Raw genomic sequence first — 26313 nt, 5'->3', positions numbered from 1 at the left:
CTCCCGAGGAGCGGTCCGAGCCCTTGCGCGGCAACGACGACCCGCCGGCGGTCGGCTTTGCCGGCGACCGGTCCTCACCGAGCCGCCGGGGTCACGATCGGTGTTCACCTGAGCCGACCGCGCTGGTCGCCACACCCCGGCAGCGGGCAGCACCCCTGGGCAGACGGTTGCCAAAGTTGCACGCACAGGACTCGCAGCGAGTCAAAGACGCCGCTGCACAGTCGGTTTGAGTACCACCATCAACCCGCCCCATTGTTGGCGATCCGATGAGAATGCAACTTAGCTTAAGCATTTGCTGAGCGGTCACGCTTATTTCCCCGTGCAATAGACCGACGACATCGTTCGCCCGTTCATCGCCTGGGCGGGCAAACCACGACTCACACCTCAAGGGAAGACGCAGTATGGGCGCACGATCGGCTGCACGGGGTACGGAGACGACGAACGACGCGGGAGGGTCGATCCGCCGCCTTGCCGTGGAGCAACGGACCGTCGTGCCATACGGCTGGCTGGGCGCGGGCGCCGTGACCCTGGGAATCGGCGCCGCGATGCTCGCGGGATCCGGTGTGGCGCAGGCTGATGACTCGAGCGGCGGCTCCACGTCCGAGAGCTCGAGTGCACAGGGTGGCACGTCGTCGAGCGGACAGCCGTCCTCCACCGAGCAGTCCACGAACGAGGCATCGGCCGTTTCCGATACGGTCGCCACCCCGCACCCGAAGAACGGGCCCGACAAGCCCGCCGCGACGTCGGACGACGGGCCGGCTACCAAGGTGGGCGACGGCCGCAACGGCACCACCCACACCACACCGACCAAGACTGCGTCGGACGACAAGCAGCCGAGCGTCTCGGAGAGCCCGGCGAAGGATAGCCAGACGACTTCCGCCGCGGACTCCACGCCCAAGCCCACCGCATCGGAGACCAGCTCGCCCAGCGCCAGCACCCCAGCCGCCACGTCCCCCTCGGCGGGCACCGCAACGACGTCGAAGGAACCCGAGCCGGTACCGGTGTGGCAAGCGGCCGGCGGTACGGCGTCGCACACGTCAGCACCGACGGCAACGCCGACCGTGAAGACCGTCGCAGCCGCCCAGACCGCCTCCGCGATGACCGCGTCGGCGACCGTCGCCACCAGCACGTCGAGCGTCACCCCGATGGCTCGGCAGCAGGTGCTGTCCGCCGCCGCAGCTCCAGCCAATCCCTTTGATCTGGTCCGCAATTGGATCTTTCGAACCTTCTTGAACCAGTCACCGACGGTGGCGGCCCCAGCTGGCCAGGCCATCCAGTCCGACGGCACGATCACGGGGATGGTCACGGGCGCGGACGGTGACGGCGACGTCCTGACCTACACCGCGAGCAAGCCCACCCGCGGCACGGTCGCGATCGACGGCACCGGCGCATTCGTCTACACGCCGGGAGCCAACTTCACCGGTGCCGACACCTTCACCGTGACGGTGAGCGACGACAGCCCCGTCAACGGCTGGCACGTCCACGGCCTGCTCGGCCTGTTCTTCCCTGGTCGTGGCTCGACGGCGACCACCACCGTGTCGGTCGTCGGCCCCGCCGTCACCCCCAACCCCCCGTCTAGTGGAAATCCCTCCACCGGAACGCCTTCCGCGGCGACGATCTACGGCTGGGGCACCCCCGACTCCGCGCTCAGCGACGAATTCGACGGCAACGGAACCCCCGCTTCCTTCTGGGATCTGTACTATTCGCCCGGCCACGCCGGCAACGGACTGCGCCGGCCGGGGCAGATCACCGAACAGAACGGCTACCTGCAGATCGCCGGGACCTCGAACGCCACGTCGGGCGGCATGATGAGCAGCGCCGTCTATCCCGCCTACGGTCGGTGGGAGGTGAGCATGCGCGTCGACGATCAGGGCGCAGGCAACCCCTATCACAGTGTCGTCGCGCTGATTCCGTACGGCGTGCCCTACGACAACGGCGCAGGCGATCTCGACTTCTCCGAGGCAGACGTCAACAGCGACCGGGCCTACGTCTTCATCCACCATCCGACGGCCAAGCAGTCCTACGCGTCGGTGTCCCTCGATCTAGCCGAATGGCACACGTACTCGATCGAGGTGGCGCCCGACCACATCTCGTGGTTCGTAGACGGCAAGGTGCAGACGACCACCACCAATCCCGCCGCCATCACCGGCACCAAGTGGACGACGAACGTACAACTCGACGCGTTCTACTCCGGAGGCCTTGCACCGTCGAACATGCAGGTCGACTACTTCCGGTTCTATCCCCTGCCGGCTTCGGGCGCTCCGATCGTGCCGGCACCCGCACCTGCGATCGGCGACTACCGCCCCTAGGACTCTGAGGCGAAGTCGGTCACCGGCAGGGCTCGGCACGCCGGCGTGATCAACGCCGAACCTCGCCCGAACCCGCTCTGAACCTTCGGAAGTACGACCCGAGGCGGTGGATCGGCACGGGCCTGGGCCAGTCGTCGGCCCGGAAGTAGGCGTCCGATCCGCCGTCGACGAACAGCACGCTACCGCAGAGGAAGTCCGCGGCATCCGACAGCATGAACAGCACCCAGTCGGCCAGCTGGCCGGCATCGCCGAACCCTCCGGTCGGAACGGGGAAGGAACGCACCAGTTCGCCTCGCGTCGGCGACGCCAACTGCTCCTGCAGCAGCGGTGTCATGATCGCGCCAGGAGCCAGCGCATTCAGCCGAATGCCCGCACCGGCCCAGGCGGCCGTCACGGACTCGCGCCGAACCCACCGGCTGACGGCGATCTTCGACGCCGCGTAGATCATCACCGAGGAGTTCCTCCCGAAGATCCTGACCGACCGGACCGCCTTGTCGACGTCATGGGATAGGAAGGCCCGCACCGTGCGGTTGGGCACCGCCGGCGTAATCGTCGTCGAATTGCTGGCGAAGACCACCACTTTCGCGCGCCCACCAGCAGCCAGGGCGGAGCGCCACGCCCGGAGGAGGTCGACGACCCCGAAATAGTTGACCTGCGCGATCATTCGTGGACGGTCCGACCCGTCACCAGGACCCAGACCGGCCGCCAGAACGGCACCGTCGAGCCTGCCTCCCGACGCCGCCAGCACCCCGTCGATCGCGGCCCGACGACCCGCATCGCCGGACAGGTCGGCCACGACCTCCGCCTGCCCGACGTCGACCCCGATCACCTCGTGCCCAGTGGCGCGCAGCTTCTCCGCCACCTCGCGCCCCATCCCCGAGGCCGATCCCGTGACGACGTAGACACCCATCGCTGCGTCTGCTCCCCTCGATCCATCGCGGTCCGGTCACACGCCGACCGCGGCCTCCAATTCGGTGAGGGCACTCTCGGTCAACGGCACCACCGACTCGATGTCCGGCATCACCTCACGGCCGGACACGTACCCGAAGGCCACCCGGTCGGCATACGAGCAGACCGTGACGTTGAGGGCCTGCCCGTCGATCGCCACGGACACCGGATAGATCTCCTCGAGACGTGCTCCGTTCCAGTACATCTCGCTCGACGGCCCGGGAATGTTGGAGAGCGAGACGTTGTAGGCCCGGCGCAACCGGGGTGCGACGGGTAGCGCCGGCAACAGAACCGTGGGCACGATGCTTGGCGCGAGCAGAAGCGTCGTCGCATTCGCCCCGCGGCTCGACACCTGACCCTTCGCCCGGGCCATCACGCGATGCACATGGGCCAGCCGCTTGGCCGGATCGGCCAGGTTGGTGCCCAGCGAGCACAGCTGCAGCCCGAACAGATTGCCGTGCCCATCCTCGGCGCCGTTCCCATCGCGACTGCGCACCGTCACGGGGCAGATCGCCACCAGCGAGAGGGACGGCAGTTCACCGCGCGCGTCGAGCCACGCCCGCAACACCCCTGCCACCACCGTGGTCACGACGTCGTTGCCGGTCACCCCGGCCGCCTGCTGGATCGCGCGAATACGGGACTTGGCCCAGGTGGCTCCCGTGACGGCGCGCTCGCGACCCAGTCGGCCGTTGAACCTGGTGTAGGGGGCGCCGAAGGATGGCAGCGCGGTCCGCGACCGTAGGCTCGACACCACCGTCGACAGCTCACCAAGGGCCACGTGGCGAGCGAGATCCAATCCGTCGCGCGCCAGACCCAACGGGTTGGGAATGCCACCACGGGAACGCCAACGAGATTCATCGGTCGAGTGCCGCGCGGCGTAGAGCGGTCGCATCGACCGTCGCGTGGGGTCGGGAGTCAGCGCATCGGTGATCATCTTCAGCCCTGCGACACCGTCGATCACCGAGTGGTGGACCTTGATGTAGAACGCGAATGCACCGTCGGCCAACCCGTCTATCACATAGGCCAGCCACATCGGCCTGGACCGGTCGAGCGGTTCGCCGTGCAACTCGCCGATCAATCGCCACAGCCCGGCGCGGTCGGTGCCCGCAGGGAGCGTGCAGCGCCGCAGGTGCTTCCGCATGTCCACCCGATCGTCGTTGCGCCACAACCAGAGTCCTGCCGTGTCGACTCCGGCGTGCGGGTGCCGTCGAAACCGCGTGTCGAGGTCGGCCGGATCGGTGAGTGCCTGGCGGTAGAGCTCGTCGACGTAGTCCGGACCGGCCTCCGGTGGCGGCGACAGGATCAGCAGCGCGGCGGTGTGCAGCGGGTCGGCGAGCAACTCCGCGGTGATCATCGCCGCATCCAGCGGCTCAAGTGGCTCCATCCGCCAGACCCGTCCCCTTCGACTGGTCGGTACCAGGTCATCGTCGCGCCAACCGGCACCAGCCGACAAGTGGCGACCGGCCGTGCCGAGCGGGACCTAGGTCCCTAGGTCATCGGTCGACGTGGCGCTAGCGTCCGGCGGCATGGCAACTCCCAACGGAGACGGTGCTCCGCCCGCGGCTGCCACCGAACCGGCTGCGCGCGAGCCCAATTCACTCATGAGCGTCGTTCGGCCATTCCGACGAACGGGGCGCTACTACGCCAAGTCCTGGCGGGACTACCTCGATCGCGGACCAACCGAGGTCCCCATCGCACGGCCAACCATCGCGCTGGCGACGCACGCCTTCCGGGACGAGATCGTCCTCACCGGGTTCCGGGCATTCCGGCCGATCGGTGATTCGCACGTGTTCGAGCGCATCGACGGTGAAGTGCGGGCAGCCCTCGAGTTCTACGGTCGACAGGGGTATCTCGACCGACCTCAGGACTTCTTCGCGACCCCGCCGCCCCTCGTCGACGTGACCGCCCAGCCGGCTCGGACGCGTGGACGCTCCCACGAACGCCTGGTCTTCGACAGTGGCTACGAACCCGAGGTCGGTGAACCGGGCCGCGACCGGTGGCTGAGCTACGCCGCGAACGATCGCGAATACGCGCTGCTGCTTCGGCATCCGGAACCACGCCCCTGGCTGGTCTGCGTCCACGGCGCCGTGATGGGCCGGCGCCTGATGGACCTCGTGCTGTTCCGCGCCTGGCATCTCCACGAGGACCTCGGGTGCAACGTCGTCCTGCCGGTCCTTCCGATGCACGGCCCGCGCGCCCGCGGGCTGCCGCGGGGCGCGGTGTTCCCTGGGGAGGACGTTCTCGACGACGTCCACGCCACGGCGCAAGCGGTCTGGGACATTCGACGCCTGCTGTCCTGGATACGCACCCAGCAGCCGGACTCCCCGATCGGGTTGAACGGCATCTCCCTCGGCGGCTACGTCACCGCCTTGGTCGCCAGCCTCGAGGACGGTCTCACCTGTGCCATCCTCGGCGTTCCGGTCGCCGACATGACCGCACTGCTGCGACGGCACGCCGGGATGCGCCGCACGGACCCACGTCGCGGGACCGTCGCCCTGGCGGCACCGCTGGGGACGATGGTGTCACCGTTGTCGTTGACACCACGGGTTCCACCACGCGGCCGCTTCATCTATGCCGGCATCGCCGACCAACTCGTTCATCCCCGCGAACAGGTCGTCCGCCTCTGGGAGCACTGGGGCAGGCCGGAGATCGTCTGGTACCAGGGTGGGCACACCGGGTTCTTCCTGTCCCGTCCGGTGCAGCGGTTCGTCGACGCCGCACTGGTTCAGTCCGGGCTCGTCGGTTCGTGAATCCTGCCGTGGGTGACCGCGAAGGACCTTCGGCCCCATCGATCAGCATGGGTCACTCGGCGGTCAGGCCCCGCGCCCGCTTCTCGGCATACATGCGCTCATCGGCGATGCGGATCAGGTTCTGCTCGCCGGCCGCAATCCCCGCACTGAAGGCGACCGGTGATCCAGCTTCGGTCCACCGCCCCCGGACCACGTCCAGCGTGCGCTGGGCCTGCGTCTGATCGGCATCGAGCAGCATCAGCAGGAATTCATCCCCGCCGATGCGAAAGGCCAAGTCCTGCTCGCGGATCGACGATCGAAGCGTCTCCGCGAACGCGAGCAGCAGGGCGTCACCGGCGTCATGGCCGTTGCGGTCGTTGTACTGCTTGAAGTTGTCCAGGTCGATGAACACCACTGCCGAATGGGTCGCGTGCTCGGACAACCGGGACCCCAGGGCGCGGCGGTCCAGGAGCTGAGTCAGCCCGTCGGTCTGGGCGATGCGGTCGAGCAGCGCGCTCTGCTCCTCCAAGCGGGCGATCAGCCATGCCGGCACCTCCGCGACGAGGACCCACATCACCGCAGCCAAGAACACCGTAGGCAGGGCGTCCGGCAGAGGCTTGACGCCGCCGATCACGAAGGCGGCAACGCCCAGTGGCAGCAGCACGAACGAACGCCAGCGCCCCGCCGTCAACCCGAGATAGGCGAAGGTGATCGTGATGGTGCCGGGCAGGCTCTTGGTGGCGTCCGGATCGACGAGGCCGACGGCCGTCGTAGCCAGCAGCGACGCCACCGGCCACGCGATCAGAACCTTCCGCCGCCGTTGCCACCCGCGCAGGCATCCCACCGCGGTGGCCAACCCCGCCAGCAGTGCGGCCACGGCCAGAGTCCAGCAGAGCCGAGGATCGACCGCGGGACCGTCGACGTGCAATCCCGCCGCGGCGTAGAGGACGAGCATGGCCAGGAACGCCGTCACGCCGATGCCGTGCCAATGCCGGGTCGACGGCTGTGGTTCGAGGCGCCCCGGCACGTGTCGAGAATAAGGTTGCTAGCCGCCTCGGCGTCGGCGGAGTCGCACCACGGCCCCAACGAACCGGATCGCCGCAGTGGTCGACGGTCTAGGCTGGGGGCACACAAACGGGTGGGGAGTGCGCTCCTAGTGGCGTCCTTCCTGCACACGCGTCTTGGGCCCGACCCTGCCGATTCGCAACCCCACCGCACGGTGCGGGCCGTCCGGACCGACAGAAATCGACGAATCATGGCCATCTCCGACGTTGCCGAATACGCCCACTTGTCCGAGTCGGACCTCGCCGACTTCGCTGCCGCCCTCGACGACATCCGGCGCGACGTCGAGGAGGGCCGTGGGTCCAGGGATCGGGCCTACATCCGCCGGACGATCGCGTTCCAGCGCTGCCTCGAGCTGGTCTCCCGTCTGACGATCGCCGCGTCGAAGGGCCGGCGCGGCTGGATTGCCGGCACCGTCGGCCTTGCCGCGGCCAAGAGCATCGAGAACATGGAGCTCGCCCACAACATCGGCCACGGTCAGTGGGACTGGATGAACGATCCGGAGATTCATTCCGCCACGTGGGAGTGGGACATGGCGGGTCTGTCGTCGCAATGGCGCTATTCGCACAACTACCGCCACCACGTGAACACCAACGTCGTCGGCGTCGACGACGACCTCGGGTACGGGGTGCTGCGGGTGACCCCGGACCAGGAGTGGAAGCCGAGCTACCTGTTGGCGCCGTTGCGAAGTCTGTTGCTGGCGGTGGGCTTCGAGTGGGGTATCGCCCTACACGACCTGTACTCCGAGAGGGAACGCCGAACCACCGACGCCGAGAAGTCGGCTGACGCCACGGCACTGCTGCACAAGATCGGGCGCCAGACGGCCAAGGACTACGTCCTCTACCCGGTGTTGAGTCGCCGACGGTGGCGTCGCACCCTGCGCGCCAACGTCGTCGCCAACGTGCTTCGCAACGTCTGGGCGTACGTGGTGATCTCCTGCGGCCACTTCGCCGACGGTGCGGAGAAGTTCACCCCGGAGACGCTGGTGAACGAGACCAGGCCCGAGTGGTATCTACGACAGATGTTGGGCAGCGCCAATTTTCACGCTGGCCCCGTGATGGCCTTCATGAGCGGCAACCTCTGCTACCAGATCGAGCACCACCTCTTCCCGGATCTGCCAAGCAACCACTATGCCGCGATCGCTCGGCGGGTGCGCCCGCTGTGTGCGAAGTACGGCCTGCCGTACACGACCGGACCTCTGCTGAAGCAATATCTGCTGACGGTGCGCACCGTTTTCAAGCTGGCGCTGCCCGATCGACCGGAAATGTTGCCGGCCAACGACGTTCGAGAGCCGGCCCTCACTGCTCCAGAAGTTCCAGCAGATACGAGCCGTACCCTGACTTCAGCAGCGAGTGCGCCCGGTGGGCCAGCTGCTCGTCATCGATGAAGCCCAGCCGCCAGGCCACCTCCTCCGGCACGCCAATCTTCAAGCCCTGCCTGCGTTCGATGGTGCGCACGTAGTCGCTCGCGTCGAGCAGGGAGTCGAACGTGCCGGTATCCAGCCAGGCGGTGCCCCGCGCCAGCACCTCGACGCCCAACCGTCCCTGCTCCAGGTAGGTCTGGTTGACGTCGGTGATCTCGTATTCCCCGCGCGCCGACGGGCGCAGCGACCTGGCGATCTCGACGACGTCGTTGTCGTAGAAGTAGAGCCCGGGAACCGCATAGTGCGACTTCGGCTTGGCCGGCTTCTCCTCCAACGACAGAGCCCGGCCGTCGTCGGCGAACTCGATGACCCCGTAGGCCGAGGGATTGGCCACCCAGTAGGCGAAGATCGCGCCGCCGCTGACGTCGTGGAATCGACGCAAACCGGTACCGAGACCGGGGCCGTAGAAGATGTTGTCCCCCAAGATCAGTGCCACCGAGTCCGTGCCGATGTGGTCGGCGCCGACGACGAAGGCCCGCGCCACCCCATCGGGCCGGTCTTGCACCGCGTAGGTGATGTTGGTGCCGAATGCCGAACCGTCACCGAGAAGCCGTCTGAACGCCGCCACGTCTCCCGCCGCGGTGATCACCTGGATGTCTCGGATGCCCGCCATGATCAGCGTCGACAACGAGTAGTAGATGAGCGGCTTGTCGTACACCGGCAGCAGCTGTTTGGACACCCCCATCGTGATGGGATACAGCCGGCTGCCGGTGCCCCCGGCCAGGATGATTCCCCTCATCGGAGCGGCTATCCCGAGCCGCTGCCACCGCTCGCGGCGCCGCCGCCCGAATTGGCGGGGGACTGCGTCGGCGCAACCGTCACCGTCTGGGTCACGGTGCTGGTGCTCGTGCTGGTGCTGGTGCTGGTCGACACCGTCGTACTTGGCGTGGTGGTGGTGGTCGTGGTCGTCGTCGGGCTGTCCGTCGTGGTGGTCGTCGTCGGCGATTCGGAGCTCGTACCGGGATCCTGGGTCTGCGTCACCGTCTCGGTGCCGCCGGTTGGAGCGGGTACGACGGCACTACCGGCCGAGGTCGACGTGGCCGTGGTGCTCGGCGTGGTCGAGGTGGTCGAGGTGGTCGAGCTCGACCCATCGCCGGTTAGCGAGACGATCGCGTAGACGATGGCGGCGACGAGGATGACGCCGATCGCGCCGAGGCTGACCAGCCCGGGGGCGGTGCGGTACCACGGGGTGGGCGGCTCACCGCCCGGCTGCTGACCGTAATCGGGTTGCTGACCGTATCCGGGTTCCTGGCCGTACGCGCCGTAGTTGGCGGGTGCGGTGTGCTCGCTATAGGCCTGCGGCTCGCTGCGAGGAAAGTTGCCGTACTGCGTCGGTTCGCTGTCGGAGTAGTACGGGTCGTCTGGGGGTCCGCCGGGACCTTCGTTACGCGCCACGGGGTTCGATGCTAACCGAGTGCGGGATGCGGTCACCTACTCATTTGCCCAGCGAGTCCAGGTCGTGACCTCGTCGAGGTCGGTGAGCGCGGGGGGCGAGGGCCCGTCGGGCGGCCGCGGGGTGCTGCCCGATTCGGAGCGGATCGCAGGCGCGAGCCAGGCCGCCTTGGCTCACCGACCCCGCTGGCGAGGTGTGACACCCCGGATCGCTCAGTTTTTTTGAGGGTTTTTCTCGGCGTCCGCCGCCGTTCACGCATCCGCTACCTCGAAGCCGTTGGTTTCGCTGATGTCAATTTTCCTGTTTTGATGGCCTGTTGCAGTAATTATTCCGGCGAACACCCTGCTGCACCGAACGCCGAACAGCCGCGACAGCAACCCCGGCGGTCCCCGATCGGACCTGCCCCCGGGTCGACGCTTCCTGGGACTTCGCAGGCCAGCGGGCTGCGGAAGGGGGTCCAAACCTGAAGACCCGAGTTGCCATCCGCGATTTTTCGGAAAAGATGCAATGGCACCCCGGCCAGAGGCGTACAGGTAATGGACACCGTCGGGATACAGACCAAGGGGAAATACATGAAGAACTTGCGCAAGGCGGTGACCGTTGGCGTCATCGCGGCGCTCGCCAGCTTCGGGGTTGCCGCGTGTGGCGGTGACTCCAGCAGCAGCGGCGGAGGCGGAGGCACCGGAGGCGGTGACATCAACGTCTCGATGACGTCGTTCCCCGACTACGTCGACCCGCAGCTGTCCTACACCGTCCAGGGCTGGGAGGTGCTGTACAACGTCTACACGCCGCTGCTGACGTACAAGCATGCCAAGGGTCAGGACGGCACTCAGATAGTTCCCGCGCTGGCCGAGGCCATGCCGGACATCTCCCCCGACGGCAAGACCTACAAGTTGAAGCTTCGCCCCAACATGAAGTACTCCGACGGCACGCCAATCAAGGCGTCGGACTTCACCTATGCCATCCAGCGCCTGTTCAAGGCCAACTCCGGCGGTTCGGTGTTCTTCAGCGGCATCGTTGGCGCCAACGACTACGCCGACGGCAAGGCGCCGACCATCAGCGGCATCACCACCGACGACGCGACCGGCGACATCACCATCGCGCTCACCGAAGCCAGCGGCACGTTCAACAACGTCTTGGCACTGATGTTCGCGGCCCCGGTGCCGCCGAGCACCCCGCTGGACAAGGACGCGACCAACACTCCCCCGCCGTCCAGCGGCCCCTTCATGATCTCCAAGGTCGATGCGCCGCAGACGCTGACGATGGAGCGCAACCCGAATTTCAAGACGGTCAAGGACGCCGGGGCCACCGAGGTCGCCGACGCACACGTGGACAAGATCACCGTCACCCAGAACAAGAGCAACTCCGCCCAGGTGACCGGCGTCGAGCAGAACACCATCGACTTCATGGTCGACCCGCCCGACGCAGACCGGCTGGCCGAGGTCAAGTCCAAGTTCGGCGATCGGTTCCGCCTGGACGAGTCGATCAACACCTACTACTTCTTCATGAACAACAAGACGGCGCCGTTCAACGACATCCGGGTTCGCCAGGCGATCAATTACGCCATCGACCCGGAGGCGCTGAACCGGGTGTTCGGCGGCCGCCTGCATCCCACCCAGCAGATCCTGCCGCCCGGCATGCCCGGCTACGAGGAGTACAAGCCATACCCCTACGACCTGGCCAAGGCCAAGGCCCTCATCGCAGAAGCCAATCCGGCCGACAAGGACATCACCGTGTGGACCGACGACGAACCGGAGCGCAAGCGCATCGGCGAGTACTACCACGACCTGCTGACCCAGCTCGGCTTCAACGCCACCCTGAAGGTGGTCGCCGGCAACGTCTACTTCGCGACGATCGGCAACACCTCCACGCCTGACCTCGACACCGGATTCGTGGACTGGTTCCAGGACTTCCCGCATCCCGACGACTTCTTCCGCCCACTGCTCAACGGTGCGAACATCCTGCCGACCAACAACAGCAATTACTCCCAGGTGGCCATCCCGCAGAACGACGCCAAGATGGACGAGCTGGCCAAGGAGCAGTTGACCGACGACGTCAAGAAGCAGTACGCCGCCTTGGACAAGGCCTACATGGACCAAGCGGTCTGGGCGCCGTACGGCAACGAGGAACGCAGCACGTTCGTCTCCGATCGGATCGACTTCGACAAGACCAATCCGCACCTGATGTTCACCCAGGACTACTCCGCGTTCGCCCTGAAGTGACCGGTTCGGTAGGAGAGATCGAAGCCCCAGGCATTCCTCCTGCCCCGGCCGGCGTCGCGCCCGACGCCGTCCGGGGCAGGAGCCCCTGGTACCTCGCGTGGATCCGGTTGCGCCGCAACCGGATGGCGCTGGGGTTCGGCGCACTGTTCATCGCGATCGTCGTGCTATGCCTGGCAGCACCGCTGTGGGCCGACCACGTCGCCCACACCGGGCCCGACGAGAACCACATCACCGACAAGGTACTGATCGACGGGCAGCAGGAGTACGTCGTCTCACCGGACGGCACTCCGATCGGCCCCGGGTTGCACGGTCGCTATCTCCTCGGCGCCGACCAGAACGGCCGCGACGTCATGGTTCGGCTGCTCTACGGCGGGCGCACGTCGATCTTCATCGGCGTCGTCGCCGCCGTGGTCACCACCGTTCTGGCCGTGCTCGTCGGGTTGCTGTGCGGGTACTACCGGGGCTGGATCGACGCAATCCTGTCCAGGGTCATGGACGTGGTATGGGCGTTCCCCGTGCTGCTGCTCGGCATCGCACTGGGTACCGCTCTGGCGTTGGGCGGCTTGAAGATCGGCGGCTTCGTGGTCCACGGCGACTCGCTGTGGATTCCGATCATGATCATCGGACTGGTCTACGTGCCCTACATGGCCCGGCCCATCCGAGGTGAGATCCTGGCGCTGCGCGAGAAGGAGTTCGTCGAGGCCGCCGTCGCCCAGGGCAAGGGACCGATCCGCATCATGGTCTCCGAGTTGCTGCCCAACGTGGTCTCGACCATCATCGTCTTCTTCACGCTCAACATCGCCAACAACATGCTGCTCGAGTCGTCACTGTCGTTCCTGGGTGCAGGCGTGCGGCCCCCCAGCGCATCGTGGGGCACGATGATCGCCGACGGCTATCAGAACATCTACACCGCACCACATCTCACGATCGTCCCGGGCATCATGATCGTGTTGACGGTGTTGTCGCTCAACGTATTCGGTGACGGACTGCGGGATGCGCTAGACCCGCGGGCCAAGATCAGGCTGGAGCACTAGACCATGGCGACCTTCGCCGTACGGCGAATCATGGGGATGATCGCGGTCCTGTTCGCGATCTCGGTGATCGTGTTCCTCATCTTCAACGTGATTCCGAACTCCGATCCCGCCCAACGCATTGCAGGCAAGAACGCCAATCCGGCGCTCATCGCCAGGGTCCGAGCAGACCTCGGTCTGGACCAACCGCTGCCGGTGCAATACCTGACGATGATGAAGCGGATCTTCACCGGTCAACTCACTTCGTATGCCAGCTCGCAGAACGTCGGTGAGCAGATCTGGAAGGGCTTGCCAGCGACGCTGTCACTGTGCATCGGCGCCGCCGTGCTCTGGATGGCCCTGGCCGTGGTGTTCGGCTACCTCAGCGCCGTGCACGCCGGCAAGTTCACCGACCGCGCGCTGACGATCCTGGCGTTGGTCGGCATCTCGGTGCCAGTGTTCTGGCTCGCGGCGATCCTGCTGTACTACTTGAGCTTCAAGGCGCAGATCTTCCCGACGAGCAGTTACGTACCGCTGACCAAGAACCCCAGCCAATGGGCGTATCACCTGATCCTGCCGTGGATCACGTTGGCCGTGTTGTTCGTCGGCTTCTACAGCCGGGTGCTGCGGTCCAACATGCTCGACGTGATGAACGAGGACTACGTCCGAACGGCACGGGCGAAGGGCATCAGCGAGCGCCAGATTCGCATCAAGCACGTGCTGCGCAACTCGATGATCCCGATCGTCACGCTGTTCGGGCTGGACTTCGGCGCCGTCGTCGGTGGTGGGGCCATCCTCACCGAGACCGTCTTCAACATCAACGGTGTCGGGCTCTACGCCGGCCAGGCCATCGGCAGCCTCGACCTACCCCCGCTGATGGGTGTCACCATGTTCGGCGCCTTCTTCATCGTGCTGTTCAACACGGTCGTAGATGTCCTGTACGCATTCCTCGATCCACGCATCCGACTCGGCGAGGCGGCCCCCGCATGATCCTTTCCGTGACGGACCTCGGCGTCCGCTTCGCCACCGACGGCGGCGTGGTGCGCGCCGTCGAAGGTGTGTCGTTCACGCTCGACCGCGGCGAGATCCTGGCCATCGTCGGCGAATCCGGCTCCGGTAAGAGCGTCACCGCGCAGACCATCCTCGGTCTGACGCGGGCCCCGAACGCGACCATCACCGGTTCGGTCGAGTTCGACGGTCGCGATCTGACCAAACTCGACGACGAGCACCTGCGCGAGGTGCGCGGCAAGCGCATCGCGATGATCTTCCAGGACCCGATGACGTCACTGAACCCGGTCTATCGCATCGGGGAACAGATCGTCGAGATGATCCGGGCGCACCAGGAGGTGTCCAAGCGCGAGGCCCGCGACAGCGCCGTCGAACTGCTGCGTTCGGTCGGCATTCCGAATCCCGAACGCCGCGTGGACGACTACCCGCACGAGTTCTCCGGCGGCATGCGCCAGCGCGTGATGATCGCGATGGCACTAGCGCTGGACCCCGACGTACTGATCGCCGACGAGCCGACCACCGCCCTCGACGTCACGGTCCAGGCTCAGATCCTGCGGCTGCTCGAGCGGCTGAACCGGGAGCGTGGCCTCGCGGTCGTGCTGATCACCCATGACCTCGGGGTGGTCGCCGAAGTAGCCGATCGGGTTGCCGTGATGTACGCGGGTCAGATCGTCGAGGACGCGACGCTGGAGAACCTGTTCTACGACCCCCAGCATCCCTACACCTGGGGCTTGCTGGGGTCTCTGGCCCGGCTCGACCAGCCCCGCCCGATCCGGCTGGCCCAGATCGCGGGATCGCCTCCGTCGCTGCTGAATCCACCAACGGGTTGCCGGTTCGCCGCGCGCTGCCCGCACGAATTCGACAAGTGTGCCGAACCACCGCCACTGGACGGCGATCGCTGCTGGCTCGACCCGGTCGACAAGCGTCGGTTGCGCGACGTCGACGGGCGAATCGGTTTGCGCGCAGCGGATCTCGGCGATCCGACGAACAGGGTGGAGACCGCGTGACCGAGCCACTTCTCGAGGTCACCGACCTCGTCAAGCACTTTCCGATCAAGTCCGGGATCGTCGTCGATCGCGTGGTAGCGCACGTCAAGGCCGTCGACGGCGTCAGCCTCACCATCAACGAGGGCGAGACGCTGGGCCTGGTCGGTGAATCCGGCTGCGGCAAGTCGACTCTCAGCCGAACCATCCTGCAACTGATCACCCCGACGTCGGGGTCGGTCCGCTTCCGCGGCGAGGAACTGGTGGGCCGGTCGCGGCGCAGCCTGCGGCCGGTGCGGCGACAGATGCAGATGATCTTCCAGGACCCCTACGCCTCCCTGAACCCGCGCAAGCGCGTTGGCCAGATCATCGGCGAGCCAATGGAGTTGCATGGCTTGGCGAGCGGTCGCGACGTCGATCGCCGGGTGCAGGAGCTACTCGACCGCGTCGGCCTTGCTCCCGAGCACGCCAGCCGCTACCCGCACGAGTTCTCCGGCGGCCAGCGCCAGCGCATCGGCATCGCCAGGGCGCTGGCGTTGGAACCCAAGCTAATCATCGCCGACGAACCCGTCTCGGCGCTCGACGTCTCCGTTCAGGCTCAGATCGTGAACCTGCTGAAGGACCTTCAGGAAGAGCTTGGCCTGTCGTACCTCTTCGTCGCCCACGACCTCGGGGTGGTGCGGCACGTCTCGGACCGCGTCTCCGTCATGTATCTGGGCCGCATCGTCGAAAGTGCTTCTGCCTCAGACCTCTACGACCGGCCGCTGCATCCCTACTCGAACGCGCTGCTGTCGGCCGTACCGATCCCCGACCCCAAGCTCAACGTCGAACGCACGCGGTTGGTCCTGGAGGGTGACGTTCCTAGTCCGATCGATCCGCCCTCGGGATGCCACTTCCACACCCGGTGCCCGTGGAGCACCGAGGTGTGCGAAGCCGACGACCCCCGGTTGGAGGAGTTGGTCACCGACCACGTGGCGGCTTGCCACCACCCGCAAAACTTGAAGGTGTCCGCAGAATCGAGCTGATCAGCTCGAGGGTGCGGCCGATGCCGAAGCCGCCGCGGCAGCAGAGGACGACGCCGCAGCCGCAGCCGCAGCACGCCCCTCGGGACTGGCCGCGGAGAATCCCGGTTTCGTCGCAGAAGCCTCACTGGCCTCACAGTTCAGCGAGACCAGCAGTTGATTGGTAGCCGAGCCGGAACTATTCGGGGGAGCGGGAACCGTCCTGGGGACCTGGTTCGTGACCATGCAGTCAGGCCACGCCAGCTGATCGCCAACCACCGTCGACACCACCGGCTTCAAGCTAGCCCCGCTGATGGCCGTTTGTGCGTCGCTGTACTTCTGCCCGACGACATTGGGGGCCGACCCCGCGTGCGCTACCCCGGCACCGAAGAGAACCATCACCGAGGCCGCGGTGGCTACGAGGACCGAGCCGCCGGTCACGCTACGCATGTCAGCCACCCGCCCCGAGCGGCGGAGTCGCCTTGGCGACCGGTTCGACCGAAGACGGCGTCGTCCACGTGGCCGTGGCGCCCATGTTCATGGCGTTCTCGGTGGGCTGAACGAACGTGGTGTTCGCCGGCGCGCTGCCCGAGCCGGCGAGTATCTTCCCGCTCGGCCCGGCGGGGGCGGGGCCGAGGTTCAACGCCCCCAAGGTGATGAAGGCGGCGGCGCCTATAAGTCCGAGCGCCGTGAGGCCACGGCGCCTGCCTTGCGATCTCTTCTCGGTCATCGTCAGATCGTGAACCGCCCAACCGAAGAAGACCTGAAATCAGCCTGTGACCTTGCTTGTCGCCGTTTGGGGCTCACAGGCATTCCCAGGTTCTAGTAAGGCGACTGCTGCGGCTGCTGGTACACCGGCGGTTGATACGGCTGATATGGCTGATACGGCTGATAAGGGGCGTAGGTCGTCGTAGCGGTGGCCGGCACCTGGATGGGGATCGGAACCGGGACGAATGGAACGGTGATGTAGCTGGTCGTCATCGTCGGGGTGGTCGTCGTCTCGGTGGTCGTCGTGGTCGGCGGCGTGGTCGTCGTGGTGGTCGCCGTCGTGGTCGTGGTCGTCGTCGGTTGCGTGGTGACGACCGTGGTGACCGGACGCTCCACGGTGACGGTCTCCGTCGACGGTGGCGGAGGCGGAGGCGCCTGCGTCGTCGGCGGCGCGACGGCCTCCTGCGGCGGGGGTGCCTCGGTGGTGGGCGGTAGCACCGGCGCCACGCTCGTTGGCGGCGGCGCGGCCGGCGAGGTCGCGGTGACGGGCGCCGTCTTCGGAGTCGGCGTACCTTCCTCCGTGGAACTGGTCAGCGCGACGGCGACACCACCGACCGCGATTAGGGCGATCACCGCCACCACCCCAAAGATCAACTGTGGCAGACGTTGCCACGATCGCGGTTGGTCGTCTTGGCGTGGGTGGTATTGAACCACCACACGCGTCGTGCCGGAGTCCGCATAGGGATCGGCGTAGGGGTCCTCCCCGGTGTATGGCAGCGGATCGCCAACGGTTTCGTCGTCCTGGGACCAGGCCAGCGCCCGGAACGTCGACGAATCGGGTGCGGCGTCCCCGGCGGCGATCGGCGGGGCGGGCGCCAAGCCGGTCTTGGCGTCGGCATCGGCGCCGTAGGCCGCGAAGATCGCGGCACCCACGGCGGCGTCGAGTGCCGGGTGCGGCGTCGTCACCAGCGGCCCGCGGTCGGCCTCGGACAGCCGGCCGATCACCAGCGGGATGCGTGCTCCACCCCCGACCGCCACCACTGCGGACACGTCGCCGGTGTTGATCCTGTTGCGCGACAACAGATCGTCCAGCTCGGACAGCACCGCCGTCAGAGGTTCGGCCATCAGTGCGTCGAGTTCGTCCCTGGTGACGTCGATCGTCGACTGATGTCCAGGCAGTTCCACGCGGACCTCGGCCCGCGTCGACTCCGACAATGCCTCCTTGGCTTGCCTGCACTCCTCCCGAAGGACGCTCAGCGAACCGACCGATGCCGTGCCCGCGGGATCGACGTCTCCGGTGATCCCGTCGAGCACGTGGGCGAGCAGCGCCTGGTCGACCTGGTCGCCGGAGAACTCCGTCACCCGCACCGTCTCGATCGGTTCGAACGAGGCCGCTGCGTCGGCCAGGGTGACGGTGGTGCCGCCACCACCGAAGTCGAGGAGCGCGACGACGCCGTGCGGGGGAAGTCCAGGATTGGCGGCCAGCGCGGTCAGTGCCGCGACGGCATCGGAGACCAGGCGGGCCGGCACACCGTTGGGAGCCAGCCTCGACGACGTCCGCATGGCATCGCGCAGCGAGCGCAGAGTGGCCCCGTTCCAATGCGCGGGTACGGCCACCGCGATCTCCGCGGAGGTCTCGTCACCAGCCTCGATCACCATCGCGTCGAGCGCCTCGACCATCAGCGCGTCGGCGGAGTGCGACGTGCCGTCGACGGCGATCAGCGGCACCGGGTCTCCGACGCGTTCGACGAAACCGCTGAACACCTGCCCGGACAGGGGCAGCACGGACCGCCGCGTGACGGGTTGATTGCCAACACGGGCCGCGACCAGGTTGGTCGTCCCGATCGACAACCCCAACGGGTCGCTCATGACGTCGTCAACCATAACCCGCCCAACCACGGTCGGGCGCCAGGACACCCCGCGAACGCCACTCGAACGGCCTTCTGGCAGCGAACCTTTGGATCTCGTATGAATCGGCGCGCCGAAAACAGCCCGCCAGATTCGACACGTTCGTCAACTGGAGTCGATCGATCACGCCACACGACGGTTGGCGACTGTGTTGCAATGACGTCATGGGTGACATCGAAGACATTCAGCGCGTCAAGTATCGCTACCTGCGTGCGCTCGACACCAAGCACTGGGACGAGTTCGCCGACACGCTCACCGAGGACGTCGTCGGCGACTACGGCGAGTCCCTCGGCGAGGAGCACCACTTCACCGACCGTGCCTCGCTGGTGGACTTCATGCGCACGTCGATGCCCGCCGACGTCATCACCGAGCACCGCGTGACACATCCCGAGATCGACGTCGACGGGGACGAGGCCACCGCGACCTGGTACCTGCAGGACAAGGTCATCGTGCCGAAGTTCGACTTCATGCTGATCGGGGCCGGCTTCTATCACGACCGCTACCGCAGGACCGTTGACGGCTGGCGGATCAGCGCCACCGGCTACGACCGCACCTACGACGCCTCGTTCTCTACCGCGGCGCTGAACTTCAACGTGAAAGCCGGTCGCGCCGTAAGCAATTGAGCGTTCTGCTCCGATCACTTGGAGACGGCGATCAATGCGCCGGGGCGCAGCCACTTGATGATGCCCACCAGCGTCTGATCGTCGATCGACACGCACCCGGCCGTCGGGCCGCCGTCGGTGCTGTGCAGGAAGAAGGCGCCGCCATTGCCGGGCACGCGCTGCTCGTTGACCCCCATCACCACCGCGTGCCGGTATTGCGGGATCTCGAGGTTCTCGGTGCCGCTGCTCGGATCGGTGTCGAACGGGCACTGGGACTTCTGACAGATCTGCATCGTGTTGTAGGTCGGGCTCTTCATGTCACCGTCCCACCAGTGATCCTTGCCCACCTGGACGTATTGCAGACCGCCGCCGGGATTGGGCGCCGTGCCGAATGCATAGTCGAGGCTGAAGATGCCCATCGGCGTGAGCATCTGCCCGTCGTGGGTCTCCGGCGCCATGCCCTTGGCGCCGACGTGGGCGGGAATGCCCGCCGCCACCGCTTGCCAGCCCGACGCCGACCGCTGATAGACATCGACCTTGGCGTCTGAACCGCCCACGCCCACAACGGAAATGACTTGAGTAGCAGCTCCGACACCGGATGCGAACCACGGCACCAACTCAGCCCTGGCGACGGGCGCCGAGACCAGCCCGACGACCACCGCGAAGAGGCATGTCAGCAGGTGGCGCACGACTTCAAGGGCACCACACGCCAAACTCGAGGTCAAGTAAAGGTTTAGCAACGATGCCCGGCCTCAGAGATGAGTTGCGGCCAAAGCTCTTTCGCCATCGCACTAGGTTGGGTGTCATGGAGTTACTGCGCAGGCCCCGGCATCGCGGCATTCGGCAGATCGGTGAGGGCCTGGGCACCCTGGACCGGGAGGTCTTCGAGGCCATCGCCGAATCCCCCAGCCCCCTGCTGGACGGCGTCATGCCCAGGCTGACCGCGGTTGCCGACCACTCCAAGCTCTGGTTCGCACTGGCGGCCGTGCTGATGGCGACCCGGCGCCCGTCGCTGCAGCGCGGCGCCGGTCGCGGGGTGGCCACCCTGGCCGTCACCAGCCTGCTCACCAATCAGCTGGCCAAGCGCGTGTGGAAGCGCCCCCGGCCCAACTGGGCCGACGTCCCGGTGATCCGGCGTTCGCGCCGAATGCCCACCTCCAATTCACTGCCGTCCGGCCATTCCGCCAGCGCCGCGGCCTTCGCCGTCGGCGTCGGGCTGGAGAGCGCACCAGCGGGCCTGGCCCTTGCGCTGCTGGCGGGCATGGTCGGGGTGTCCCGCGTGGCCACCGGCGCGCACTACCCCGGTGACGTGCTGGCGGGGTTCGGGCTGGGCGCCGCGGTCGCGGTGGCCGGCGCCAAGATCGTGCCGCCGATCGTCGAGGCACGCATTCCCGTCGCCGACCCACTGAGCATCGACACCCCCGAGCGCCCCGACGGCGCCGGCGTCGTACTCGTCATCAACCCGGCCTCCGGCAGCGGGACCGGTGCCCGCGTCCTGGAAGAAGCCCGGCAGGCACTTCCCAGAATGGAGATCGTCGAGCTCGACGCGGATGACGACTTGCAGGAAGTGCTCACCTCGGCAGCCAGCCGCGCCGAGGTCCTCGCCGTCGGCGGCGGTGACGGCACCGTGGCCGCCGCGGCGGGCGTGGCACTGGCCACCGGTCGTCCACTGGCCGTGTTCGCCGCCGGAACGTTCAACCACTTCGCCAAGGACATCGGCTGCGACACCGTCGCCAAGACGGTGGCCGCGATCCGGGAGGGCAAGGTCAGCTGCGTCGACGTCCTGCGCCTCAACGAGACCGGAACCGTGATCAATACCGCGAGCATCGGCGCTTACCCAACCTTCGTCCAGACCAGGGAGAAGCTGGAGCACAAGATCGGCAAGCCACTCGCCGGGGTGTACGCGATGTTCCACACGCTGCGCCGCGGGGAGCCGGTACGCATCGAGTACGACAACAAGCGTCTTCAGACGTCGCTGTTCTTCCTCGGCAACTCGTCCTACCTGCCGTCCGGCTTCGCACCGTCCCGACGGCTGCGGATGGACGACGGCCTGATGGACGTGCGGATCCTGGAGACCGAACGCCGCTTCAGCACCCTGCGCATCCTGACCTCACTGGCACTGGGGCGCCTGGTCCGCAGCCCGCTCTACCACGAACTCCGGGTGCCCGAGTTCCGGTTCCGGGCGGTCGACGGCCCGACTCTGCTGGCCCACGACGGCGAGCTAGCCGAGGAACTCGACGAGGCCAGCTTCACGGTGCGCTACCGGGCGCTGCCGGTGTTTCGGCCGGTGGCGTGACCCAGGCCGGTCGCAGCACCAGCAGGCACAGCACGAAGTACAGGTAGCCCAGCGCCCACCCCGCCACGACGTCGGACAGGTGGTGCACGTTGAGGGCGACCCGGCCGAGACCGACCGTGAGCACGATGACGCTCCCCGCCGCGATCAGCCACGGCCACCACGACCGCCCGACGAGCGGCAGCAGCACCACCGCGAGCGCCAACACGGCGACCATCGATCCCAGCGCGTGCCCGGAGGGGAACGACGACGATGCTGCGGTGGTCATGGCCGTCACCGGGCGCGGGCGGTCGGCCAACCACTTCGCCCCCTCCGTGACCAGGCCGGACAGCTCGACGCTGACGAACAGGAACAGGGCGAGACGGGTCCGCCGGCGCAGCAGCGCGTAGCCGATGAGCCCCAGCGTCAGTACTCGGAACGACAGTGGGGAGAACAGCGTGCACCAGGTGTTCCAGAACGTCACCCACGCGTGGTGCTCGATACCGATGCGGTAGGCCGCATCCAGGGTCGACGCGTCGCCGACGACCACCCAGCTCCAATTCCGCACCCAGCCCAACCACGCGATCGGGTACACCAAACCGGCCAGCACGGCCAGGCCGACCAGCCAGCCGCGGGCGGTCGAGAATTCAGGTCGCCTCATGTGTAACACCTTGCACGACCGCAACGAAGAGATCAGTAGCGCCCGCGCTGCCGTCACAACCCCGACTCTTGATGGCAGCGCGGGCCATCTTGCGTCTGGTGGGAACACGGTCGTCACGACGTCGAAACACGCCGGACCTAGCTTGCAAACCATGACTCAAGAGCTCAGCAAGGAACCGGACGCGCCAGACGGCCCCCGAATTGCCGAGGCAGATCCCGACGCCGGCCTCGATCAGATGACTGCCACCAAGGAAACCTTGGAGGACTACACGCTGCGGTTTGCCCCCCGCAGCTACCGCAAGTGGTCGACGCGCGTGGTCGGCATCTCGGCACTCGGCGGCATCGCATACCTGGCCGACTTCGCCATCGGAGCGAACATCGGCATCGCCTACGGCACGACCAACGCGCTGTGGGGAATCCTGATCTTCGCGGTCGTCGTCATGGCGACCGGATTCCCGGTGGCCTACTACTCGGCGCGCTACAACATCGACCTCGACCTGGTCACCCGCGGCAGCGGCTTCGGCTATTACGGGTCGGTGGTCACCAACGTCATCTTCGCGACGTTCACGTTCATCTTCTTCGCCCTAGAGGGCTCGATCATGGCCCAGGGCCTGAAGCTGGGCCTCGGCATCCCGCTGTGGCTCGGCTATGCAGCATCCACGCTGATCATCTTCCCGTTGGTGATCTACGGCATGAAGGTGCTCTCGACACTGCAGGTGTGGACGACGCCGCTGTGGCTGATCCTGATGGTGGCTCCGTTCGGCTACCTCGTCATCACCCATCCCGAGTCGGTCGGGCAGTTCTTCGCCTACCAGGGGGAGAACGGCGTCAAGGGCTTCGACCTCGGTTCGACGCTGCTGGCCGCCGGCGTCTGCCTGTCGCTGATCGCGCAGATCGCCGAGCAGAACGACTACTTGCGCTTCATGCCACCCAAGACGCCCGAGAACAAGCGCAGCTGGTGGACCTGGATGTTCCTGGCCGGCCCCGGTTGGGTCATCTTCGGCGCCATCAAGCAGATCGTCGGCCTGTTCCTGGCGGTGTACCTGATCGCCAACGTCGCCGACAGCGCGGGCATCGCCAACCAGCCGGTGCACCAGTTCCTGGAGATCTACCAGAACTTCTTGCCGCCGTGGCTGGCCATGACGCTGGCCGTGGTGCTCGTCGTCATCAGCCAGGTCAAGATCAACGTGACCAACGCCTACTCCGGCTCGCTGGCGTGGACCAACTCGTTCACCCGGGTCACCAAGACCTACCCGGGGCGGCTGGTCTTCCTTGGCTTCAACCTGCTGATCGCGCTGATCCTGATGGAAGCGAACATGTTCGACTTCCTGAACACCATCCTCGGCTTCTACGCCAACTGCGGCATGGCGTGGGTCGTCGTGGTGGCATCGGACATCGTGTTCAACAAGTTCCTGCTGAAGCTGTCGCCGATCCAGCCCGAGTTCCGCCGGGGCATGCTGTACTCCTTCAACCCGGTGGGCTTCGGCTCGATGTTGATCGCCGCCGGCCTTTCGGTGATCGCGTTCTTCGGCGGCCTCGGTGAAGCCATCCGGCCGTACTCTCCGCTGGTGGCCATCGGCCTGGCGCTGGTGCTGCCGCCCCTCATCGCCGTGGCGACCAGGGGCAAGTACTACCTGCGCCGCACCGACGACGGCATCGACTCGCCGATGCTCGACGAGTACGGCAACCCGTCTGATGCTCATCTGAAATGCCATGTCTGCCATCATGATTACGAGCGACCAGACATGATCAAGTCGGCGAGCGTCGACGGCTACATCTGCTCGCTGTGCCTATCGACGGACAAGACTGGCGAGAACGTCCTGCCGGCGCAAACCTAGATCGCACGCGAGACGGCGGCCATGGTCGATATCCTTCGACCATGGCCGTCTTCTTGCGCAAGATGCTCGGCATCGGCGGACTGCCCGAGGACATGCGCGCCCAGGTCGACGCCGAGGGCGTGCTATTCCTGGCCGAGTTCGTCCCGGTGACCTACCGCTTCTCCGGAAAGGTGCCCGGCAAGGTCGCCAAGGGCAACCTCAGTAGCTACGTGGGCGCGTTGGCGCTAACCCGCCGGCGCGTCCTAGGCACGCTGTCGTCGGTACCCAACAAGGCGACGCGGACCGTCGACCACGAGTGGAATACGCCCGGCGGCAGCATGATCACCGCGACTCTCGACGAGTCGGGCCTGACGCTCAGCGGGGCCGATCTGTCCGACATCGACCCGACCTTCGCCGGCTCGGTGTCACTGCACTACAAGACGCCGCTGTCGGCCGAGGTGCTGGCCCAGCTGCCCGAGCGCGAATTCACCTTCGACGTTCCGCCCAAGTTCGTCTACTCGGTCTGTGGCGTACCCGCGCACTGAGTGAGGACCCGGGGGCCGTTCTCGGTGACGGCGATGGTGTGCTCGGTGTGTGCCGTGTTCGAACCGTCCGCCGAGCGCAGCGTCCAGCCGTCCGCGTCGAGGGTCAGCCGGTCACTTCCGCGGCTCCACCACGGTTCGAGAGCCAGGGTCAGCCCCGGCCGCAGCAGCATTCCGCGCCCACGCGTTCCGCGATTGGGGACGTGCGGATCCTCGTGCATGGTGCGACCCAGTCCATGGCCTCCGAATTCGACGTTGACGCGGTACCCCGCCTCGGCCGCGACGTCGCCGATGGCAGCGCAGACGTTGCCGAGCCGCCCCCCGGGAACGGCCGCGGCGATGCCCGCGTCCAGCGCCCGCCGCGTCGAGGCGACGAGCGCCCGATCGGCGGGATCCGCCTCACCGCCGACGATGACGGTGACCGCGGAATCGGCGACCCAGCCATCGATCGACACCGCGAAGTCCAGGCTCAGCACGTCGCCGGCACGCAACGCGTAGTCACGCGGCTTGCCGTGCAGCACGGCATCGTTGACCGACAGACAGATGACGTTCCGGAACGGTCCGCGCCCGAATGACGGGGCGTAGTCCCAGTAGCAGGACGTCGCGCCGCGGTCCTCGATCAGCTGACGCGCATGCAATTCGAGCTGCATCACGTTCACGCCCGGCTGGGCCTCGCCGGACAGGGTGGCCAGCGTCTCGGCGACGAACTCCCCCGTCACTGCCATCTTGTCGATCTCGTTGGCGGACTTGAGTTCGATCATGCATGCCTCTTCCCGGCCTCGGTATTGTTATACCGACATCACGGTAGCAGTACCGGTATATGAATACCGACTATGCTCGTCCGCATGGTGCGCGTACCCCTAAGTCCCGAGCAGGTTGCAGCCGGACAGCGCCTCGGTGCGCTGATCAGAGCCGCTCGGGCCGGCCGCGACCCCGAGGCGATCGCCCGCGTTGCCGGCATCTCCCCCGAGACGTTGCGCAAGATCGAGGTCGGCCGCATCCCCAGCCCAAGTTTTGGCACGGTGATCGGGCTCTGCACCGCCCTCGGCATGCCCGTGGCGCAGGCCGCCCAGGCGTGGCAGGGCACCGTCGACCGGCGCATGGCGATCTGACTACCCGCCATCCACGTAGACCCAGCGCCCGGCGCGGCGCACGAAGCTGCTGCGCTCGTGCATCGCTCCGCCGTCATAGGCGGCGGTGAACTCGACCTCGCCGGCCTCGTCGCCGGGGCCGCCGGCCACGACGTCGGTGATCGCCAGCCCCTTCCACACCACGGCCGGGTCGATTGCGACTTCCGCCGGCCGCGTGCGCGGATGCCAAGTGCGGAAGAGGTAGTCGGCGTGCCCCGTGGCGTAGGCCGCGTACCTGGAGCGCATCAGTTGCTCGGCGGTCGCGGCGTGGCGCTCGCCGTGGTGGAGCGGGCCACAGCACGCCTCGTATGGCGCGCCGGTGTCGCAGGGGCACGGGCGACCGAAAGAACCGCTCACGACCATCAGCCTGCCGCATTACCAGAATTGGCGGTGACGCGCCGAACTCATCCACAAGCCCGGCAGTAGTCCACAACCCGTATCCCCCTGTGCCACATCGGTTTCAGCAGTAACGCAGACCGATTCCTTGTCGATGGGTCGTACTAGGGTTCGGGTATGAGTTCGGATCGGGTCACCGCGGCGCTCGCCTCGATGGTGGCCGCCGTCGCCGAACTCGCCGACCTGGACT

The 26313-nt window shown here is 66.9% G+C and carries 24 protein-coding genes; 13 read left to right on the top strand and 11 right to left on the bottom strand.

The annotated features are described in order from the left end of the window. Nucleotides 1-491: 491 nt before the first annotated feature. Complete coding sequence (locus SBI80_RS24335; protein WP_318977418.1) at nucleotides 492-2309, top strand: Ig-like domain-containing protein; 1818 nt, start codon at nucleotides 492-494, stop codon at nucleotides 2307-2309. Between the two features lie 49 nt (nucleotides 2310-2358). On the opposite strand, the gene SBI80_RS24330 is transcribed toward SBI80_RS24335, so the two are convergent. Together SBI80_RS24330 and SBI80_RS24325 are read right to left on the bottom strand one after the other, a co-directional pair. Beyond that, nucleotides 2359-3219: an SDR family oxidoreductase gene (locus SBI80_RS24330; RefSeq protein ID WP_318977417.1), complete on the bottom strand. Its 861-nt coding sequence runs from the start codon at nucleotides 3217-3219 to the stop codon at nucleotides 2359-2361. 36 nt (nucleotides 3220-3255) lie between these two features. Next, entirely contained in the window at nucleotides 3256-4641 is a 1386-nt protein-coding gene (locus SBI80_RS24325; RefSeq protein ID WP_318977416.1) for a wax ester/triacylglycerol synthase family O-acyltransferase, read from the bottom strand. Between the two features lie 142 nt (nucleotides 4642-4783). On the opposite strand from SBI80_RS24325, the gene SBI80_RS24320 reads away from it, so the two are divergent. Beyond that, nucleotides 4784-6007 (top strand): alpha/beta hydrolase family protein, encoded by a 1224-nt coding sequence (locus SBI80_RS24320; protein ID WP_413232802.1) that lies wholly within the window; start codon nucleotides 4784-4786, stop codon nucleotides 6005-6007. Nucleotides 6008-6059: 52 nt separating this feature from the next. Here the strand turns inward: SBI80_RS24320 and SBI80_RS24315 are convergent, their stop codons facing one another. Further along, nucleotides 6060-7013 carry a GGDEF domain-containing protein gene (locus tag SBI80_RS24315; RefSeq protein ID WP_318977415.1) on the bottom strand — a complete coding sequence of 318 codons (954 nt, stop codon included), beginning with the start codon at nucleotides 7011-7013 and terminating at the stop codon, nucleotides 6060-6062. Between the two features lie 228 nt (nucleotides 7014-7241). On the opposite strand from SBI80_RS24315, the gene SBI80_RS24310 reads away from it, so the two are divergent. After that, the gene (locus SBI80_RS24310) at nucleotides 7242-8435 is read left to right on the top strand and encodes a fatty acid desaturase family protein (RefSeq protein ID WP_318977414.1); all 1194 of its coding nucleotides are present in this window, start codon (nucleotides 7242-7244) and stop codon (nucleotides 8433-8435) included. On the opposite strand, the gene rfbA is transcribed toward SBI80_RS24310, so the two are convergent. Both rfbA and SBI80_RS24300 read right to left on the bottom strand, forming a co-directional pair. Further along, nucleotides 8347-9210 carry a glucose-1-phosphate thymidylyltransferase RfbA gene (gene rfbA, locus SBI80_RS24305; protein WP_318977413.1) on the bottom strand — a complete coding sequence of 288 codons (864 nt, stop codon included), beginning with the start codon at nucleotides 9208-9210 and terminating at the stop codon, nucleotides 8347-8349. The two genes, SBI80_RS24310 and rfbA, sit on opposite strands and share 89 nt — an antisense overlap. Nucleotides 9211-9218: 8 nt before the next feature. Next, nucleotides 9219-9866: a hypothetical protein gene (locus tag SBI80_RS24300; RefSeq protein ID WP_318977412.1), complete on the bottom strand. Its 648-nt coding sequence runs from the start codon at nucleotides 9864-9866 to the stop codon at nucleotides 9219-9221. Nucleotides 9867-10436: 570 nt separating this feature from the next. On the opposite strand from SBI80_RS24300, the gene SBI80_RS24295 reads away from it, so the two are divergent. The 5 genes from SBI80_RS24295 to SBI80_RS24275 are packed head-to-tail and all read left to right on the top strand — an operon-like array spanning nucleotide 10437 to nucleotide 16112. Further along, entirely contained in the window at nucleotides 10437-12086 is a 1650-nt protein-coding gene (locus tag SBI80_RS24295; protein WP_318977411.1) for an ABC transporter substrate-binding protein, read from the top strand. 17 nt (nucleotides 12087-12103) lie between these two features. Continuing rightward, complete coding sequence (locus SBI80_RS24290; protein WP_413232807.1) at nucleotides 12104-13120, top strand: ABC transporter permease; 1017 nt, start codon at nucleotides 12104-12106, stop codon at nucleotides 13118-13120. 3 nt (nucleotides 13121-13123) lie between these two features. After that, on the top strand, nucleotides 13124-14086 hold the full coding sequence (locus SBI80_RS24285) for an ABC transporter permease (protein WP_318977410.1): 963 nt from the start codon (nucleotides 13124-13126) through the stop codon (nucleotides 14084-14086). Continuing rightward, on the top strand, nucleotides 14083-15111 hold the full coding sequence (locus SBI80_RS24280; RefSeq protein WP_318977409.1) for an ABC transporter ATP-binding protein: 1029 nt from the start codon (nucleotides 14083-14085) through the stop codon (nucleotides 15109-15111). Before SBI80_RS24285 ends, SBI80_RS24280 begins: the two co-directional genes overlap by 4 nt. Beyond that, the gene (locus SBI80_RS24275) at nucleotides 15108-16112 is read left to right on the top strand and encodes an ABC transporter ATP-binding protein (RefSeq protein ID WP_318977408.1); all 1005 of its coding nucleotides are present in this window, start codon (nucleotides 15108-15110) and stop codon (nucleotides 16110-16112) included. Before SBI80_RS24280 ends, SBI80_RS24275 begins: the two co-directional genes overlap by 4 nt. Nucleotides 16113-16539: 427 nt before the next feature. Here SBI80_RS24275 and SBI80_RS24270 read toward each other — a convergent pair whose 3' ends face one another. Further along, on the bottom strand, nucleotides 16540-16818 hold the full coding sequence (locus SBI80_RS24270) for a hypothetical protein (RefSeq protein ID WP_318977407.1): 279 nt from the start codon (nucleotides 16816-16818) through the stop codon (nucleotides 16540-16542). 92 nt (nucleotides 16819-16910) lie between these two features. Further along, nucleotides 16911-18665 carry an Hsp70 family protein gene (locus SBI80_RS24265; RefSeq protein WP_318977406.1) on the bottom strand — a complete coding sequence of 585 codons (1755 nt, stop codon included), beginning with the start codon at nucleotides 18663-18665 and terminating at the stop codon, nucleotides 16911-16913. Between the two features lie 203 nt (nucleotides 18666-18868). Here SBI80_RS24265 and SBI80_RS24260 point away from each other — a divergent pair, with 203 nt between their 5' ends. Next, a complete protein-coding gene (locus SBI80_RS24260) occupies nucleotides 18869-19327 on the top strand; it encodes a nuclear transport factor 2 family protein (RefSeq protein ID WP_318977405.1) in 459 nt (152 codons plus the stop codon). Nucleotides 19328-19341: 14 nt separating this feature from the next. Here SBI80_RS24260 and SBI80_RS24255 read toward each other — a convergent pair whose 3' ends face one another. Continuing rightward, a complete protein-coding gene (locus tag SBI80_RS24255) occupies nucleotides 19342-19995 on the bottom strand; it encodes a L,D-transpeptidase family protein (RefSeq protein ID WP_318977404.1) in 654 nt (217 codons plus the stop codon). Between the two features lie 116 nt (nucleotides 19996-20111). On the opposite strand from SBI80_RS24255, the gene SBI80_RS24250 reads away from it, so the two are divergent. Continuing rightward, nucleotides 20112-21602: a bifunctional phosphatase PAP2/diacylglycerol kinase family protein gene (locus SBI80_RS24250; protein WP_318977403.1), complete on the top strand. Its 1491-nt coding sequence runs from the start codon at nucleotides 20112-20114 to the stop codon at nucleotides 21600-21602. On the opposite strand, the gene SBI80_RS24245 is transcribed toward SBI80_RS24250, so the two are convergent. Further along, nucleotides 21556-22239, bottom strand: a complete 684-nt coding sequence (locus SBI80_RS24245; RefSeq protein WP_318977402.1) for a phosphatase PAP2 family protein — start codon at nucleotides 22237-22239, stop codon at nucleotides 21556-21558. The two genes, SBI80_RS24250 and SBI80_RS24245, sit on opposite strands and share 47 nt — an antisense overlap. A 235-nt stretch (nucleotides 22240-22474) precedes the next feature. On the opposite strand from SBI80_RS24245, the gene SBI80_RS24240 reads away from it, so the two are divergent. Both SBI80_RS24240 and SBI80_RS24235 read left to right on the top strand, forming a co-directional pair. Next, complete coding sequence (locus SBI80_RS24240) at nucleotides 22475-24076, top strand: purine-cytosine permease family protein (RefSeq protein WP_318977521.1); 1602 nt, start codon at nucleotides 22475-22477, stop codon at nucleotides 24074-24076. A 41-nt stretch (nucleotides 24077-24117) separates the two neighbouring features. Further along, nucleotides 24118-24600: a hypothetical protein gene (locus tag SBI80_RS24235; RefSeq protein WP_318977401.1), complete on the top strand. Its 483-nt coding sequence runs from the start codon at nucleotides 24118-24120 to the stop codon at nucleotides 24598-24600. On the opposite strand, the gene map is transcribed toward SBI80_RS24235, so the two are convergent. Next, on the bottom strand, nucleotides 24570-25358 hold the full coding sequence (map, locus tag SBI80_RS24230; protein WP_318977400.1) for a type I methionyl aminopeptidase: 789 nt from the start codon (nucleotides 25356-25358) through the stop codon (nucleotides 24570-24572). The two genes, SBI80_RS24235 and map, sit on opposite strands and share 31 nt — an antisense overlap. Nucleotides 25359-25442: 84 nt before the next feature. Here map and SBI80_RS24225 point away from each other — a divergent pair, with 84 nt between their 5' ends. Next, nucleotides 25443-25709 (top strand): helix-turn-helix domain-containing protein, encoded by a 267-nt coding sequence (locus SBI80_RS24225; RefSeq protein ID WP_318977399.1) that lies wholly within the window; start codon nucleotides 25443-25445, stop codon nucleotides 25707-25709. Here SBI80_RS24225 and SBI80_RS24220 read toward each other — a convergent pair whose 3' ends face one another. After that, nucleotides 25710-26084 carry a YchJ family protein gene (locus SBI80_RS24220; RefSeq protein WP_318977398.1) on the bottom strand — a complete coding sequence of 125 codons (375 nt, stop codon included), beginning with the start codon at nucleotides 26082-26084 and terminating at the stop codon, nucleotides 25710-25712. Nucleotides 26085-26313 lie beyond the last annotated feature (229 nt).

It is taken from the genome of Mycolicibacterium sichuanense, assembly GCF_033741125.1.
GTDB lineage: Bacteria > Actinomycetota > Actinomycetes > Mycobacteriales > Mycobacteriaceae > Mycobacterium.
Note: the sequence above shows the minus strand (reverse complement) of the source record. Positions and strands in the feature narration are given on the sequence as shown.

Coding starts and splice junctions, on each gene's coding strand:
- rfbA (WP_318977413.1), bottom strand. CDS start 9,210: ATGAGGGGAATCATCCTGGCCGGGGGCACCGGCAGCCGGCTGTATCCC.
- SBI80_RS24235 (WP_318977401.1), top strand. CDS start 24,118: ATGGCCGTCTTCTTGCGCAAGATGCTCGGCATCGGCGGACTGCCCGAG.
- SBI80_RS24245 (WP_318977402.1), bottom strand. CDS start 22,239: ATGAGGCGACCTGAATTCTCGACCGCCCGCGGCTGGCTGGTCGGCCTG.
- SBI80_RS24270 (WP_318977407.1), bottom strand. CDS start 16,818: ATGACCGAGAAGAGATCGCAAGGCAGGCGCCGTGGCCTCACGGCGCTC.
- SBI80_RS24330 (WP_318977417.1), bottom strand. CDS start 3,219: ATGGGTGTCTACGTCGTCACGGGATCGGCCTCGGGGATGGGGCGCGAG.
- SBI80_RS24320 (WP_413232802.1), top strand. CDS start 4,784: ATGGCAACTCCCAACGGAGACGGTGCTCCGCCCGCGGCTGCCACCGAA.
- SBI80_RS24310 (WP_318977414.1), top strand. CDS start 7,242: ATGGCCATCTCCGACGTTGCCGAATACGCCCACTTGTCCGAGTCGGAC.
- SBI80_RS24325 (WP_318977416.1), bottom strand. CDS start 4,641: ATGGAGCCACTTGAGCCGCTGGATGCGGCGATGATCACCGCGGAGTTG.
- SBI80_RS24260 (WP_318977405.1), top strand. CDS start 18,869: ATGGGTGACATCGAAGACATTCAGCGCGTCAAGTATCGCTACCTGCGT.
- SBI80_RS24280 (WP_318977409.1), top strand. CDS start 14,083: ATGATCCTTTCCGTGACGGACCTCGGCGTCCGCTTCGCCACCGACGGC.
- map (WP_318977400.1), bottom strand. CDS start 25,358: ATGATCGAACTCAAGTCCGCCAACGAGATCGACAAGATGGCAGTGACG.
- SBI80_RS24250 (WP_318977403.1), top strand. CDS start 20,112: ATGGAGTTACTGCGCAGGCCCCGGCATCGCGGCATTCGGCAGATCGGT.
- SBI80_RS24295 (WP_318977411.1), top strand. CDS start 10,437: ATGAAGAACTTGCGCAAGGCGGTGACCGTTGGCGTCATCGCGGCGCTC.
- SBI80_RS24265 (WP_318977406.1), bottom strand. CDS start 18,665: ATGAGCGACCCGTTGGGGTTGTCGATCGGGACGACCAACCTGGTCGCG.
- SBI80_RS24225 (WP_318977399.1), top strand. CDS start 25,443: ATGGTGCGCGTACCCCTAAGTCCCGAGCAGGTTGCAGCCGGACAGCGC.
- SBI80_RS24285 (WP_318977410.1), top strand. CDS start 13,124: ATGGCGACCTTCGCCGTACGGCGAATCATGGGGATGATCGCGGTCCTG.
- SBI80_RS24240 (WP_318977521.1), top strand. CDS start 22,475: ATGACTGCCACCAAGGAAACCTTGGAGGACTACACGCTGCGGTTTGCC.